The organism is Verrucosispora sp. WMMD703, assembly GCF_049178935.1.
In the GTDB taxonomy this organism is placed as follows: domain Bacteria; phylum Actinomycetota; class Actinomycetes; order Mycobacteriales; family Micromonosporaceae; genus Micromonospora; species Micromonospora sediminimaris.
Genome location: NZ_JBMHMM010000004.1, coordinates 3162576 through 3176046, shown reverse-complemented (window position 1 = coordinate 3176046; position 13471 = coordinate 3162576). Strand labels below are relative to the sequence as shown.

General features: G+C 71.3%; 15 protein-coding genes. 13 read left to right on the top strand and 2 right to left on the bottom strand.

Annotation, left to right across the window (positions count from 1 at the left end):
- The first annotated feature begins 61 nt into the window (after positions 1-61).
- Positions 62-664 (top strand): DUF6879 family protein, encoded by a 603-nt coding sequence (locus tag ACN26Z_RS15120; protein WP_282238719.1) that lies wholly within the window; start codon positions 62-64, stop codon positions 662-664.
- Here the strand turns inward: ACN26Z_RS15120 and ACN26Z_RS15115 are convergent.
- On the bottom strand, positions 588-1685 hold the full coding sequence (locus ACN26Z_RS15115; RefSeq protein ID WP_421461834.1) for a flavin-containing monooxygenase: 1098 nt from the start codon (positions 1683-1685) through the stop codon (positions 588-590). The genes ACN26Z_RS15120 and ACN26Z_RS15115 overlap by 77 nt on opposite strands.
- A gap of 62 nt (positions 1686-1747) precedes the next feature.
- Between ACN26Z_RS15115 and ACN26Z_RS15110 the strand changes: the two genes are divergently transcribed.
- From ACN26Z_RS15110 to ACN26Z_RS15055, 12 genes are all read left to right on the top strand, one after another.
- A complete protein-coding gene (locus tag ACN26Z_RS15110; RefSeq protein ID WP_421461833.1) occupies positions 1748-2089 on the top strand; it encodes an ArsR/SmtB family transcription factor in 342 nt (113 codons plus the stop codon).
- A 78-nt stretch (positions 2090-2167) separates the two neighbouring features.
- The gene (locus ACN26Z_RS15105; RefSeq protein WP_282238722.1) at positions 2168-2854 is read left to right on the top strand and encodes a helix-turn-helix domain-containing protein; all 687 of its coding nucleotides are present in this window, start codon (positions 2168-2170) and stop codon (positions 2852-2854) included.
- On the top strand, positions 2851-3510 hold the full coding sequence (locus ACN26Z_RS15100) for an arsenate reductase ArsC (RefSeq protein ID WP_421461832.1): 660 nt from the start codon (positions 2851-2853) through the stop codon (positions 3508-3510). Before ACN26Z_RS15105 ends, ACN26Z_RS15100 begins: the two co-directional genes overlap by 4 nt.
- A 22-nt stretch (positions 3511-3532) precedes the next feature.
- The gene (locus ACN26Z_RS15095) at positions 3533-4276 is read left to right on the top strand and encodes an aquaporin (protein WP_421461831.1); all 744 of its coding nucleotides are present in this window, start codon (positions 3533-3535) and stop codon (positions 4274-4276) included.
- A 55-nt stretch (positions 4277-4331) separates the two neighbouring features.
- A complete protein-coding gene (locus ACN26Z_RS15090; RefSeq protein ID WP_421461830.1) occupies positions 4332-4739 on the top strand; it encodes an arsenate reductase ArsC in 408 nt (135 codons plus the stop codon).
- A 112-nt stretch (positions 4740-4851) separates the two neighbouring features.
- Positions 4852-5247 carry a DUF1330 domain-containing protein gene (locus tag ACN26Z_RS15085; protein WP_421461829.1) on the top strand — a complete coding sequence of 132 codons (396 nt, stop codon included), beginning with the start codon at positions 4852-4854 and terminating at the stop codon, positions 5245-5247.
- A 91-nt stretch (positions 5248-5338) separates the two neighbouring features.
- Entirely contained in the window at positions 5339-5914 is a 576-nt protein-coding gene (locus ACN26Z_RS15080; RefSeq protein ID WP_282238726.1) for a GNAT family N-acetyltransferase, read from the top strand.
- A gap of 111 nt (positions 5915-6025) precedes the next feature.
- Positions 6026-6739, top strand: a complete 714-nt coding sequence (locus ACN26Z_RS15075) for a siderophore-interacting protein (protein WP_282238727.1) — start codon at positions 6026-6028, stop codon at positions 6737-6739.
- 25 nt (positions 6740-6764) lie between these two features.
- Positions 6765-7934 carry an ATP-grasp domain-containing protein gene (locus ACN26Z_RS15070; RefSeq protein ID WP_421464654.1) on the top strand — a complete coding sequence of 390 codons (1170 nt, stop codon included), beginning with the start codon at positions 6765-6767 and terminating at the stop codon, positions 7932-7934.
- The gene (locus tag ACN26Z_RS15065; RefSeq protein ID WP_282238728.1) at positions 7931-9553 is read left to right on the top strand and encodes an IucA/IucC family protein; all 1623 of its coding nucleotides are present in this window, start codon (positions 7931-7933) and stop codon (positions 9551-9553) included. The genes ACN26Z_RS15070 and ACN26Z_RS15065 overlap by 4 nt, the downstream gene beginning before the upstream one ends.
- On the top strand, positions 9550-11217 hold the full coding sequence (locus ACN26Z_RS15060) for an IucA/IucC family protein (protein WP_421461827.1): 1668 nt from the start codon (positions 9550-9552) through the stop codon (positions 11215-11217). The genes ACN26Z_RS15065 and ACN26Z_RS15060 overlap by 4 nt, the downstream gene beginning before the upstream one ends.
- Positions 11214-12341: an alanine racemase gene (locus ACN26Z_RS15055; RefSeq protein ID WP_421461826.1), complete on the top strand. Its 1128-nt coding sequence runs from the start codon at positions 11214-11216 to the stop codon at positions 12339-12341. The genes ACN26Z_RS15060 and ACN26Z_RS15055 overlap by 4 nt, the downstream gene beginning before the upstream one ends.
- Positions 12342-12459: 118 nt before the next feature.
- Here the strand turns inward: ACN26Z_RS15055 and ACN26Z_RS15050 are convergent, their stop codons facing one another.
- Positions 12460-13455: a ribonucleotide-diphosphate reductase subunit beta gene (locus tag ACN26Z_RS15050; RefSeq protein ID WP_421464653.1), complete on the bottom strand. Its 996-nt coding sequence runs from the start codon at positions 13453-13455 to the stop codon at positions 12460-12462.
- Positions 13456-13471 lie beyond the last annotated feature (16 nt).

Here is a 13471-nt window from a genome sequence, read left to right as displayed (position 1 = left end):
CGGTCGCGCCGAGCCGGCGGCACCCGGGAAGGTGACGGTATCGAGACAGAGAGGTGAGGCCGTGCGGGATCTGCTCGATCAGGCGACCGGGAGGCGGCTGGCGCGGGAGGAGTACCTGGCGGACTTCTGGGAGCGGTTCTGGGCCGTCGACGGCGCGCACATCTGGAAGCTGGAACGACGACAGCACTTTCAGGAGCCGGGCTACGGGGTGTGGGAGGCGTTCGCCCGGGGCGACTGGCCGGAGTCGATGCGGCTGCTCCAGGCCGACCGGCAGCAGATAGCCGCCGAGCACCGGCGGATGGCCCGGCACGCGATCAGGCTGCACTGGGTTCGGGTGGTGGAGCCGCCGCTGAGCGAGTACGTGCGGTGGAACCTGCACGTGCTGCGGATCAGGGCGGAGTGCGGCACCGATGTCCGGATCGTAGGGCCACCACAGGTCGCGCCACTGGAAGTCAGCGAGCCGCTGCCGGAACTCGTCGCGGTGGCCGACGAGACGCTCTACGAGGTGTGTTACGACGTCGACGGCGTACTCGTCGGCGCGGACCGCTACGCAGACGCGGACCTGGTCCGGGCGTGCCGGCAGGTGGTCACCGACCTACATCGGGCGGGCGAGCCACTGGCCGACTACTTTCCCCGCGTAACTGCGCGACGACCGCGTTCATGACGTGTGCCGCATCGCGTCCGACACCGCGCAACGTGTTCGAGGCGAAGGAGCGCTGGAACTCCAGGCCAAGGTAGGCAAGGCCGGCATGGGTCGTCGACACTCCACCGACCTGCCGGGGCGCGTTGCGGTCCACCCCGAGCGGACTGAGGTAGTCGAGGTCCGGGCGGTAGCCCGTGGCGAAGATGACAGCATCGACCTTTTCGGTCGTGCCGTCGCGCCAGCACACACCGTCGGGGGTGAAGGCGGTGAACATCTCGTGCCGGGGCAGCGCACCAGAGGCGAGGGCGTCGCGGTAGCGGCCGGTGTCCAGCACGGCGGCGTGCCGGATCAGCCGGGTGACGGCGGACCGTGGAAGGCGGTCCGCGCCGGTGACATGTAGCCAGTGGTGCAGGTCGCGACCCCGGATCCGCTGCGGCAGAAAGCGGACGGGCTCTCGGGTGGCCAGCGTGGTCCGGGCGTGCATGGCCAGTTCGTAGGCGACCTGGACGGCGGAGTTTCCAGCGCCCACCACCACGACCCGCCTACCCGCGTACGCCTGTGGCCGGCGGTAGTGGGCGACATGGCGTAGGTCTCCCGCGTAGTCGGCTTGGCCGGGCAAGCTGGGCAGGTGCGGTCTGCCGAAGGAACCGGTAGCGGCGATGACACCGGCGGCGGGTATTTCGTCGCCGGTGCCGGTTCGGACGAGGTATCCCCCGTCAGCACGGCCGTGTACCGCGACGACCCGGGTCTGGTTGCGGATCTCGGCGTCCAGCACCCGCGCGCAGCGTCGGAGGTAGGCGACCACCTCGTCCCGGTGAGGGTAACGGTCAGGGTCACCACCGAAGGGCAGGCCGGGCAGGGAACTGTAGCGGGCGGGAGAGAAGAGGGTGAGGCTGTCGTAGTAGTCCGGCCAGGACCCCACCGGCTCGGCACCAGCGTGCAGCACGATCGGTCGCAGACCGGCGGTGAGAGCGGCGCGGGCGGCGGCGAGGCCGGACTGGCCTGCACCGATGACGACGAGAGGGTCGCTGGAGGGGCGCACGCCGCGACCATATCGTCATTTCGTTGAATGACAAAATGACTGGTTGAGGGAAAGGTGGAACGATGAGCGACAGCGCCGCCGGCACATCCCCCGGGACGCCGGTCACCGACGGAACCGATTGGCACCTCGCACCGCAGACCCAGGACTTCCTGAAGGCCCTCGGCAGCCCCACCCGACAGCGGATGATGATGCTCTTCTCCGCCGGCGCGGAACTCTCGGTAGGGGAAGTGGCCGAGCGGGTCGGCGTCAGCCAGGCCACCGCGTCGCAGCAACTGACGCTACTGCGACGCGGCGGGATCGTCAGGTCACGTCGCGACGGCAAGACCGTGCTGTACCGAGCCGACCCAGAGGGTGCCCTGACCGCCCTGTCGGACCTGCGCTCCTATCTGACGAACTGCTGCTGAGTCACATCGGTCCGAGGAACTGCGGACGCCGGGGGCGCGAGCTTGACGGACGAGAATTAGTCAGCAATAGTTGAGTCTATGGAGGTTGAGCTTTCTTCGTTGGCGGCGCGAGCGCGCACCCATGCCGCACTCGGTGACCCGGCGCGCCTGGCGATCGTGGACGCGCTCACCCTCGGTGACGCCTCGCCCGGCGAGATCGCCAACCGGCTCGACATGCCGACCAACCTGGTCGCCCATCACGTCAAGGTCCTCACCCAGGCCGACCTGGTGGTGAAGGTCCGCTCCGAGGGCGACCGACGGCGCACCTACCTCCAGTTGCGCCCCGAAGCGCTCGCCGCCCTCGCCACCCCCCGGCTGACCGGGGTCGGTCGGGTGGTCTTCGTCTGCACTCACAACTCGGCCCGCTCGCAGCTCGCCGCCGCGCTGTGGCGACACCGCACCCGCGGCGCCGCCGCCTCGGCCGGCACCCAACCGGCGGCCCGGGTCCACCCCCGCGCGGTCGCCGTGGCCCACCGCCACCACCTCGACCTCGACCCCACCGGCACCGCCCACGTCGCCGACGTCGTGCGCAGCGACGACCTCGTCATCGCCGTCTGCGACAACGCCCACGAGGGACTGACCGACCAGCTACGCCCCCGGCTGCACTGGTCGGTGCCCGACCCGGTCCGGGTGGACACCGACGAGGCGTTCGAATCCGCCTACGCCGACCTCGCCGACCGGGTCGCCCGGCTCGCTCCCGCCGTCCTACCCGGAGACCCACGATGACCCACCTCACCCGCAGTCCCCGACCAGACCTCTCGGTCGATCAACGTCTGGCCCTGCGTACGGCCGCAACCCGCCTCGCCGAGGAGTTCCACGGCACGTACGGCAGCGAGACGATCGAACGTTTCCTGCACAGCAGCTACGACCAGTTCGCCGTCGACGGTCGGATCCCCCACTACCTGCCCCTGCTCGCCGAACGCTTCGCCCGCCAGCGGCTACAGGCACTGGCCCGCGTCGAAGGCCTTCACCGTGACGGCCGGCCCGTCGTCCTGTTCCTGTGCACCCACAACGCCGGCCGCTCGCAGATGGCTCTCGGGTTTCTCACCCACCTGGCCGGCGATCGGGCCGTGGCCTGGTCCGGTGGCAGCGAACCGGGCACCGAGATCAATCCCGCCGCCGTGGCGGCCATGACCGAACGCGGTATCGACATCTCGGACGAGTTTCCCAAGCCCTGGACCGACGAGGTGGTCCGCGCCGCAGACGTGGTGATCACCATGGGCTGCGGTGACGCCTGCCCGGTCTTCCCGGGGACCCGCTATGAGAACTGGGACCTTGCCGACCCTGCCGGCCTCGACGTCGACGATGTCCGGCCGATCCGCGACGAGATCGAGCAGCGGGTACGGCGGCTCCTCGACGAGTTGAACGTTCCCACCCCATAGCCATCGAGGAGAAGCACAACCGATGACCATCGCACTCCCGCGGCGCCTGCTGGCCGAGTTCACCGGCACCGCCCTGCTGGTCACCGCCGTGGTCGGCTCCGGCATCATGGCCACCGACCTGTCCCCGGACGACGTCGGCCTGCAACTGCTGCAGAACTCGATCGCCACGGCCTTCGCCCTCGGCGTACTGATCCTGATGTTCGGGCCGGTCTCTGGCGCTCATTTCAACCCGGTCGTCTCCGCCGCCGACTGGCTGCTCGGCCGCCGCTCGGGCACCGGGCTCTCCCCCCGGGAGCTCGCCGGCTACGTCGCGGCACAGGTGACCGGGGCCATCGCCGGGTCGGTGCTGGCCAACCTGATGTTCGACCTGAGCGCGGTCAGCTTCTCCGGCCGGGACCGCAGCGGTGGCAACCTGTGGCTCGGTGAGGTCGTCGCCACCGCCGGCCTGGTCCTGCTGATCTTCGCGTTGGCCCGGTCCGGCCGCGCCACCGTGGCGCCGGCCGCCGTGGGCGCCTACATCGGAGCCGCCTATTGGTTCACCTCGTCCACGTCGTTCGCCAACCCCGCCGTCACGGTCGGCCGGGCGTTCACCGACACCTTCGCCGGCATCGCCCCGGCCTCCGTACCAGGCTTCGTGGTGGCACAGGTCGTCGGTCTCGCCGTCGGTGTCGGCCTACTGGCGGCCCTCTACCCGGACGCCGGTGCCGCCGCCGACCAGGTGGTCGTGCCGGCCAACGACCAGGCGACCGCGAGCCGACACCCATGACCTCCACGCACGACCGACCGCCAGCCACGACCCCCGCACCGCAGAAAGGCACCTCGTGACCGACAAGCCAAGCGTCCTGTTCGTCTGCGTACACAATGCCGGCCGCTCGCAGATGGCCGCCGGCTGGCTACGCCACCTCGCCGGCGACACCGTCGAGGTCCGCTCCGCCGGCTCCGCGCCCGCCGAGACGATCAACCCGGCAGCCGTCGCGGCCATGCGCGAGGTGGGCATCGACATCACCGACCAGACCCCCAAGCTCCTTGAGTACGCGACTGCGGAGTCCTCCGACGTCATCGTCACCATGGGCTGCGGTGACGCCTGCCCCGTGTTTCCCGGCAAGCGCTACGAGGATTGGAAGCTCGACGACCCGGCCGGCAAGGGCGTGGCGGCGGTACGCCCGATCCGTGACGAGATCCGTACCCGGGTCGAGGCGCTCCTGGCCGACCTGCGGAGAGCCGGCTGACGCCCGCCGGCCAGAAACGTGCACCGTGAGTGCAAAGTCCCACCGCCTTTTCGTTGACGAGCCTGACCTCGATGCCGGAATACTGCTTCCAGTCCCGAGATCGGAGGCAACGATGACGGCGGATCCACACGGCAAGCTTCCCACCGGGTTTCTCGCCGACGGACCTGACGAACCTGTGGTCATGCTCAATCTGCTGCGGTTCGCCGACGGCGGCCGCGCGCGGTACCAGCAGTACGCGAAGGCTTTCGCCACGACCGTCGCGCCGCACTACGGAGTCGAGGTCGTCTACGCCGGCGACGGTGACGACGCCCTCATCGCCGCGGCGGATCAGCAGTGGGACGCGGTCCTGCTGGTGCGCTATCCAACCCGCCGGGCGTTCAGTCAGATGATCGCCGATCCGGCGTACCAGCGGATCGCCCACCTGCGGCGGGAGGCGCTGAGCGATGCCGTGCTGCAACCCACCCGCCCCTGGGGAGGGACGCCAGGAGACGACTCCAGACAGCCGTGACCGACGCGCGCACCGCGCCACGAGACGGAGACTTGCCCGAACGCCGACCGGCTGGTTAGGTATGCCTAACCAAAGTTCGGGGAGGGTTCACATGTCGTCGCCCGCTGTGTCCGAGGCGATCGACGGTCTGGACAGCGCCGTCGTCACCACCGACCAGGTCGACATCCCGGCGCTGGCCGAGGTCTACCGCCGCGTGCACGCCGCCGACCTGCACCTGGTCGACCACACCGTGCCGACGGTGGAGGAACGCCTGCGGCGGACCGCCGAGGCCCCCGGTTTCGAGGCGGCGCTCGGGTACGTCGACGGCCGGCTCGTGGGGACGGTCATGGGTTGTCCGCTACCACCGGAGACCCTCTGGTGGCGTGACCTGACCTCCGCCAAGGATCCCGACCTGGCGATCGAGTGGCCGGGCCGCACCTTCGCGGTCTGCGAGGCGTTCGTGCTGCCCGAGTACCGCCGCCACCGGCTCGGATTCCGGATGACTGTCGAGTTGCTGGCCCGACGGCGCGAGGAGCGGGTGTCACTCGCCGTCGCCGAGACCAACACCCGGGTGTGGCACGCGCTGCAACGAACCGGGTTCGACCACGTCGGCGACCTCGTGCCGTTTCCCGGCTGGCGCTCGCACCGGATGCTGGTGCGGGCACTGCCACTTGCCGCTCGGCCCTGAGCCCGACGCCCACGCGCGCCCGTCGGCAGTCGCCCGGCTTCGACCAGGGACGTGCCATCGAGGGTCGGCAGGCTCCTCGTCGCCCGAACCGCATCCACAGTGGAGAACCGAGTGAAACGCAACTGGGAAGCCCTCGTACTCAAGGCGTTCGGGGGCCGGAACTTTGAGCTGACCGTCCTGGAGAACGAACCCGTCGGAGACCGCTACCAGCGGCTGCTCGTCGACGGGGGCGACCTGCTGCGTACCTGCGGTGTGCACCCCACCATGTGGATCCGGCTGTGGTTCGACAACGAGGGCCGACCCCACCAGCGGGCGTACACCCTTGTCGACCCGGACGCGGACAGCGGGCGCTTCCAACTCGTGTTCGCCCTGCACGACGGCTGCGCGGCGCGCTGGGCCACGACGGCTCGGCCCGGAGACACCATCGAGGCGACCGTGCAGGGCAGCTCCTTCACGCTCCCCGAACCGGTGCCCGGCCGGCTCTACCTGGTCGGCGACGCGGCGTCCCTACCCGCGGTCAACAGCCTGCTCGACGCCGCCGGGCCGGTGTCGGCGAGCATCTGGCTCGAGTACGCCCATGATGGCGAGCGGAACCTGCCGCTGCGTACCCGGCCACACGACGAGGTGGTGTGGGTGCCGCGTCGCGACGAGGGTCAACACCTGGTGGACACCGTCACCGCCGCCCTGAACGCCGCCCAGGAGGACGGCCTGTACTGGGTGGCCTGCGAGGCGGCCAGCACCCGCAGCATCGTCAGACACCTGCGGCGCGGGCTGGGCGTCGGCAAGGAGCAGGTGGCGGCGCTGGCCTACTGGCGCGCTCGGTGACGGCCCATCACCGAGTCGGCTCGTGATGCTGTACCTGACCGCCCTCAACCCGACCGACTCCGTGCTGGACGGCCTGCTGCCGGCCGCCGACACGCTCGGCGTGCCGGTCACCGTGTTGACCGACCGGCCCGACGACTGGCCCACGGCGGTGCCGACGCGGGGCTGCCCGGTGCGGGACCCGCAGGCCGTCATCGACGTGGTCCGGAACGGGCCAGCCGCGGTGGGACTCTTCTCCAACAGCGATCACCTACAGGCCGCGACGGCGCTCGCCGCCCGTCGTCTCGGCCTGCCCGGTAAGGATCCCGAGTCGGCGCGACGCTGCAAGGACAAGGCCGCCACCCGGCAGGCCGTCGCCGACGCCGGTCTCGACGTGGTCCACGCCCAGCGCCTCACTCCGGGGCAGCCACCGACGTTCGACGTCTTCCCCGCTGTGGTCAAGCCGCGTGACGGCGTCGCCAGTGAGGACGCCTACCTGGTCACCGACGCGGACGAGTTGGTCCGGCGGGTGACCGAGATCCGCGGTCGCCGACCGGACGCGGCACTGGTGGTGGAGGAGTACCTGCCGGGTGAGGTGCGCACCCACGACACGCTCGGAGACGCCGGGACGCTGGCCGTGCTCGGTGGCTGGCGTACCACGCTCGGCCCGCCGCCCACCTTCACCGAGCTGTGCCTGGAATGGGCACCCGCGACTCCGGCGACGGCCGAGCGGCTACGCGCTCAGCTGGACGCGCTCGGCGTACGGTTCGGCCCCTGCCACACCGAGTTCGTCATGCACCGGGAGCGACCTCGGCTCATCGAGGTCAACGACCGGTTGATCGGTGACCGGATGGATCTCATCCTGGCCGAGCTGCTCGACGTGCCGCTGTTCGAGTACGTCATCCGGCTGCACCTCGGCGAATCCGTCGCCGACCTCGGTCTGCCCGACCCGACCGCGATCAACCAGACCGCCCGGGTGGAGTACGTCTGCGCCGAGCGCGGCGGCACCCTCGTCGCCGCCCCCGGTCCGATCGACGCGGTACGCGACGGGATCCGGCTCGGCTGCCGCCCGCTGCGGCCGATCGGGACCACCGCTGAGCACACCGGCACCAACCGCGACTACCTGGCCGTCCTGCACGCCATCGGGTCGGATCCGGCCGTGGTGCGCCGCGCGCTCGTCGAGTTCCGCGCCGGACTGGACTGGGTGATCGACACGTGACCGATCCGGTGGAGCAGCAGCTGTTCCGCCGGGTGCTGGACGCCCTGCTGCGCGAGGACCATCTCGGCCTGAGCAGCGGCGGCGGCCCCGACGGCCCCGGCTGGTGGCAGGCAGCGCACCGCGCCGGCCGGTTACGCCTTCCTGTTCGACCCGACGGCTTCCAACACGCCGTCCGCCTCGCCCGCGCCGAACTGCACGTGCACCCGCCCGGCCGGGCGCCACACCGGGTGGACACGCTTGCGGGGCTGCTGGAGCTGCTCGCGCCGCACGACGACGTCGAGGCCGAGCAGGGGTGGCGCGCCTTCACCGACGAATGCCGGCAGGACCTGCTCGCCCGCCGGCTGGCCGAGACCACCCGGTCGGAGACGTACGCCCGGATCGCCGCCGACCGGGTCGACCCGCCCACCGGCTTCGGCGGCGCGCTCCTCGACGACGTGCTCGCCGCCCACGCCGGCCACGCCGTCTACCCCACCGACCGGTGCCGGCACGGCCTGGACGAGGCCGAACTGCTCCGGTACGCACCCGAGCACGCCCCCACCTTCGCCCTGCGTTGGCTGCCCGTACCGGCCCGGACCCTGCGGCTGAACGGGCGGCTGCCCGCCTGGTGGCCGACGCCGCGCCAGGCCGGGGAGGTGCTGTTGCCGGTGCACCCGCTGACCGCCGACCGGTCGGCCCTACCGGTACTCGACGTACCGGAGATCACCGTGCGACCCACCCTGTCGATGCGGACCGTCGCCCTGGACCGCTATCCGACGACCCACCTGAAACTGCCGCTGCCGACCGCGAGTCTGGGTGCCCGCAACCGCCGTACCCTCGCGCCTGACGCGCTCTCCGACGGCGCGGCGGTGGCCGCGCTGCTCGACCGCATCGCCGCGGAGCAGCCGCGCTTCGCCGACCGGATCACGCACGCCGACGAGAGCGTCTTCGGTCACTGCGACGACGACGAGCTGCGGTCCTTTCTGTTGCGTCGGCTACCCGCCGGGCTGGAGCGGGCGACCGTGGTGCCGGTGGCCGCGCTCGCCGCGACGGATCCCACCGCCGGCACGGTCGCCCAGCGAATCGGCGGCGCCGACCCGACCCGGCTCCTCGGGTCCTATCTGGATCTCCTGCTCGACTGGCACGTGTGCCTGTGGTTACGGTACGGAGTGGCGTTGGAAGCACATCCGCAGAACATCCATCTGGTCCTACCGTCCGACGGTCCGATCCGGCTGTTGTACAAGGACAACGACGGCGCCCGGCTGGACCCCCGGCACGCGGGCACGGTCCGACTGCGCGATCAGCGGATGTGGATCCGCCATCCCGGGGAGCTGGCCGACATGTTCGTCACGATCACACTTCACCTGGCGGCGACGGCCCCCCTGCTGGCCCTGGCGGATCAGGGGGTCGCCGTGCCCTCCCCGGCCGAGGCCCTCGCGCCCCGGCTGCGCGCCGCCCGCGACCGGTGGGGCGACACACCCGCCGCCCGAGAGCTGGTCGACCGCGTCCTGACCGCCGACCGGTTGCCGGTCAAGGCGATGCTGACCGCCGGCACGCTGCTGCCCAAGCAGCGGATCGGCTGCACCGACGTGAACAAGTTCTACCACCGCACCGGACCCAACTACCTGCGGAACGCCTCGTGACGCCGCAGACCGCCGAGGCCACCGCCGGGCCGGCGGAACGCGCCGCCGACCTGGCCGCCACGCACACCCTGCTCTCCTGCTACCTGCGGGAGGTGGCCGCGCCCGACGGTGCGGCCGAGACCGTGGGCGGGCAGCTTCGGATCCGGTTGCCACACCTGGGGCTGACGCTCTCCTGCCGACTGGCCCGGATCTCCCCCGTGCTGGCGCACCGCTACGTCGGTCCGGTCCGCTGCCGGCCGGCGGCGGCACCGGTCGCCCGCCGCCACCCGGCGGTTCCGGATCCGCCGGCCGCCGACACGCTGGGCGACGGCTCGACGGACGCCGACGGGCCGGTCGACGGCGCGCAGCTCGCCCGGCTGCTCGCCGCCGAGCTGCGCGCCCGCACCGGGCTGGTTAACGACGAATTCGTCGAGCAGGTGCTCGGCAGCCGGGACGCGTTGGCCACCCTGTTGCGGCAGCGCCCGTCCAACGACCCCACCCCCACCGGCGACCCGGTGGTCGACGACTATGTCGACTCCGAACAGTGTCTGGTACACGGCCACCCGCATCACCCCAGTCCGAAGTGGCGCAGTGGTGATCCGGCGAGCTGGCGTCGCTACGCCCCGGAGCTGCGCAGCAGCTTCCGGCTCGACTGGCTCGCCGTGCCCGCCGACCTGGTGGCGGGCGACGGGCCGGTGGACGAGCTGATCGCGCCGCTGGATCCGCCGGACGCGCCACCCGGTCACCACCTGCTGCCGGTGCACCCGTGGCAGTTGGACCTGATGCCACCTACCGATCTGAGGTTGCGCCGGCTCGGCCCGGCCGGCGTACCGGTCCGCCCGACCGCGAGCGTCCGTACGCTCTACGCCCCCTCGGTCGACCTGTTCCTCAAGACCAGCCTGCACGTGCGCATCACCAACTGCCTGCGCAAGAACGCCCGCTACGAGTTGACCGGAGCGGTGGCGTTGACCCGGTTCCTGTCCGGTGTGCCGCTTCCCGCACGGGTCGGGTTGCTGCGGGAGCCCGGCTACCGGACCGTCGACCTGCCGGGGGCGGACGAGGCGTACGGCACCATCCTGCGGACCGGGGTACGCGAGCATCTGCGGCCGGGCGAACGGGTGGTGTTGGCGGCGGCGCTGGCCAGCGCGCCGCTGACCGTGCCGGACCCGATCGACTGGTGGCGGGCCTACGTCGAGCTGCTGGTGCCCACGGTGCTGCGCCTGTGGCTCGGCCACGGCGTGGTCCACGAGGCACACCTGCAGAACGTGCTGGTGGTCCTGGATCCGGACGGTCGCCCGGCCCGCCTGGTCCTGCGTGACCTCGAAGGATTGAAGCTGGATCTCGGACGGTTGGCGGCCTGGCCCAACCGGGTGCCCCGGCAGGCCGCCTACACCCCCGCACAGGCGGCCCGGCGCGTCGTCTACTGCCTGTTCGTCAACCATCTCGCCGGTCTCGCCGGTGCGCTCGCCGACGGCCACCCCGGCACCGAGCCCCGGCTGTGGCAGACGGTCCGGCGAGCCGTCGAGGCGGCGTACGCACAGCTGGGTGAGCCGGCCGAGCTGACCCCGCTGCTGCACGGCGCTCCGCTCGCTGCGAAGGCGAACCTGTTGGTCCGCTGGCACCGGGCCGCCGACCAGCAGGCACCCTACGTCGAGGTGCCCAACCCGCTCGGCGGTGCCGAATGACCCGACCGACGTACGTCTACGATCTCGCCGCCCTGGCCACGCACGCGGCTGCCGTCCGGGCGGCCCTGCCGGAGCGGGTCGAGCTGCTCTACGCGGTCAAGGCCAATCCCGACCCGGGGATGCTGCGCACCCTCGCGGCCACTGTCGACGGTTTCGAAGCCGCCAGCCGGGGCGAACTGCGGCACCTCGCGGCGGTGCTACCCGACCGGCGGGTGGCCGCCTTCGCCGGACCGGGCAAGACCGACGCGGATCTTTCGGCAGCGCTGGCCGCCGACGTGCACCGGGTACACGTCGAGTCCGCCACCGAACTGCACCGGCTGGCCGCCCTGGCGCGGGCCGCCGGGCGTACCGTCGATGTGCTGCTGCGGGTGAACCTGCCGGTCGCGACCCCGGGCGCGGTCCTGGTGATGGGCGGACAGGCGAGCCCGTTCGGCCTGGACCCACCGGAGGCGGTCCGGCTCGCCGTCGACCCACCGCACGGGGTCCGGGTCCGTGGCGTGCACGCCCACCTGGCCAGCGGGCTCGACGCGCCGACCGCCGCCGCGGTGGCGCGCGAGGTGACCGACTGGGCGGTGCGGCAGGTACGCGCCGAGGAGGTCAACGTCGGCGGCGGCATGGCCGTCGACTACCGCCGCCCGGAGCACCGCTTCGACTGGCCGAGCTACGGTCGGCTGCTCGGCGAGGTGTGCGACGCCCACCCGACGGTCCGGCTCCGGATCGAACCCGGCCGGGCCGTGGCGGTCTACTGCGGGTCGTACGTGACCGAGGTGATCGACGTGAAGCGGTCCCGGGGTCAGTGGTTCGTGATCGTCGCTGGCGGCACCCACCACCTGCGGACTCCGGCGGCCAAGGGACACTCCCAGCCCTTCGTCGTCGTGTCCCGCGACGGTGCCGGGCCGCGTACCGACGGTGGCCCGGTCACCGTCGTCGGCCAGCTCTGCACGCCCAAGGACGTGCTGGCCCGCGACGCCGAGAGCGGCCCGATCGCCGTCGGGGACCTCCTCGTGTTCGGAATGGCCGGCGCCTACGCGTGGAACATCAGCCACCGCGACTTCCTCATGCACGATCCGCCCGACTTCCGGGTAGGAGACCCACTCGCCGTCGCCCACAGCTGGGGCCGCTAGCGGGTAGCGCTCCGGCGACGACGTCGCCGCTCTCGCGGCGGCCGGTGAACCGGCCCGGCGGTGATCGGCAGGATCAGCGCCGGGCCGGACCCGGTTCGTGGTGGTGGCCGGACCGCCGTCAGAAGTCGTCGTCGAAGGCGACAGTGCCGGTGACTCCGACCTGATAGGCCGACACTCGCCGTTCGAAGAAGTTGGACAGCTCCTGCACGTCCTGCAACTCCATGAAGGCGAACGGGTTCTTCGACCCGTACAGCGGCGCGATCTCCAACTGCGCCAGCCGCCGGTCGGCGACGTGCTGGAGATATTCGCGCATGTCGGCCAGGGACAGCCCGGACACGCCCTGTTCGAGCAGGTCGGCGGCGAACTGCACCTCGCACTCGACGGCCTCGGCCAGCATGTCCCGGACCTGCTGCTCCATCTCGGCGTCGAAGAGGTCCGGCTCCTCGGCGCGTACGGTGTCGACCACGTCGAAGGCGAAGGCCATGTGCATCGACTCGTCCCGGAACACCCAGTTGGTGCCGGAGGCCAGGCCGTGCAGCAGGCCCCGGGACCGCAGGAAGTACACGTAGGCGAAGGCGCCGTAGAAGAACAGTCCCTCGATGCAGGCGGCGAAGCAGATCAGGTTCAGCAGGAACGACCGCCGGTCCGCACGGGTCTTCAGCTCCCGCAGCTCGAAGATGGAGTCGATCCATTTGAAGCAGAACTCGGCCTTGCGGGCGATCGACGGGATGTTCTCCACCGCCGCGAACGCCGCGAACCGTTCCCGCTCGTCCGGCACGTAGGTGTCCAGGAGGTTCAGGTAGAACTGGACGTGCACCGCCTCCTCGAACAGCTGCCGGGACAGGTAGAGCCGTCCCTCCGGCGAGTTGACGTGCTGGTAGAGGTTGAGCACGAGGTTGTTGGCCACGATGGTGTCGCCGGTGGCGAAAAACGCGACAAGCCGGGACACCAGGTGCTGCTCCGCCGGGGACAGCTTGGCCAGGTCCGTGAGGTCGGAGTGCAGGTCGACCTCCTCGACGGTCCAGGTGTTCTTGATGGCGTCCTTGAACCTGTCGAAGAACTGCGGGTAGCGCATGGGCCGCAGGGTCAGGTCCATGCCGGGGTCGAGCAGCATCTGCCGCTGGCCGGTG

Bases quoted from the DNA above. Each gene is read 5' to 3' on its own strand.
- ACN26Z_RS15095 (WP_421461831.1), top strand. From the start codon at position 3,533: ATGACCATCGCACTCCCGCGGCGCCTGCTGGCCGAGTTCACCGGCACC.
- ACN26Z_RS15070 (WP_421464654.1), top strand. From the start codon at position 6,765: ATGCTGTACCTGACCGCCCTCAACCCGACCGACTCCGTGCTGGACGGC.
- ACN26Z_RS15100 (WP_421461832.1), top strand. From the start codon at position 2,851: ATGACCCACCTCACCCGCAGTCCCCGACCAGACCTCTCGGTCGATCAA.
- ACN26Z_RS15055 (WP_421461826.1), top strand. From the start codon at position 11,214: ATGACCCGACCGACGTACGTCTACGATCTCGCCGCCCTGGCCACGCAC.
- ACN26Z_RS15050 (WP_421464653.1), bottom strand. From the start codon at position 13,455: ATGCTGCTCGACCCCGGCATGGACCTGACCCTGCGGCCCATGCGCTAC.
- ACN26Z_RS15105 (WP_282238722.1), top strand. From the start codon at position 2,168: ATGGAGGTTGAGCTTTCTTCGTTGGCGGCGCGAGCGCGCACCCATGCC.
- ACN26Z_RS15110 (WP_421461833.1), top strand. From the start codon at position 1,748: ATGAGCGACAGCGCCGCCGGCACATCCCCCGGGACGCCGGTCACCGAC.
- ACN26Z_RS15080 (WP_282238726.1), top strand. From the start codon at position 5,339: ATGTCGTCGCCCGCTGTGTCCGAGGCGATCGACGGTCTGGACAGCGCC.
- ACN26Z_RS15085 (WP_421461829.1), top strand. From the start codon at position 4,852: ATGACGGCGGATCCACACGGCAAGCTTCCCACCGGGTTTCTCGCCGAC.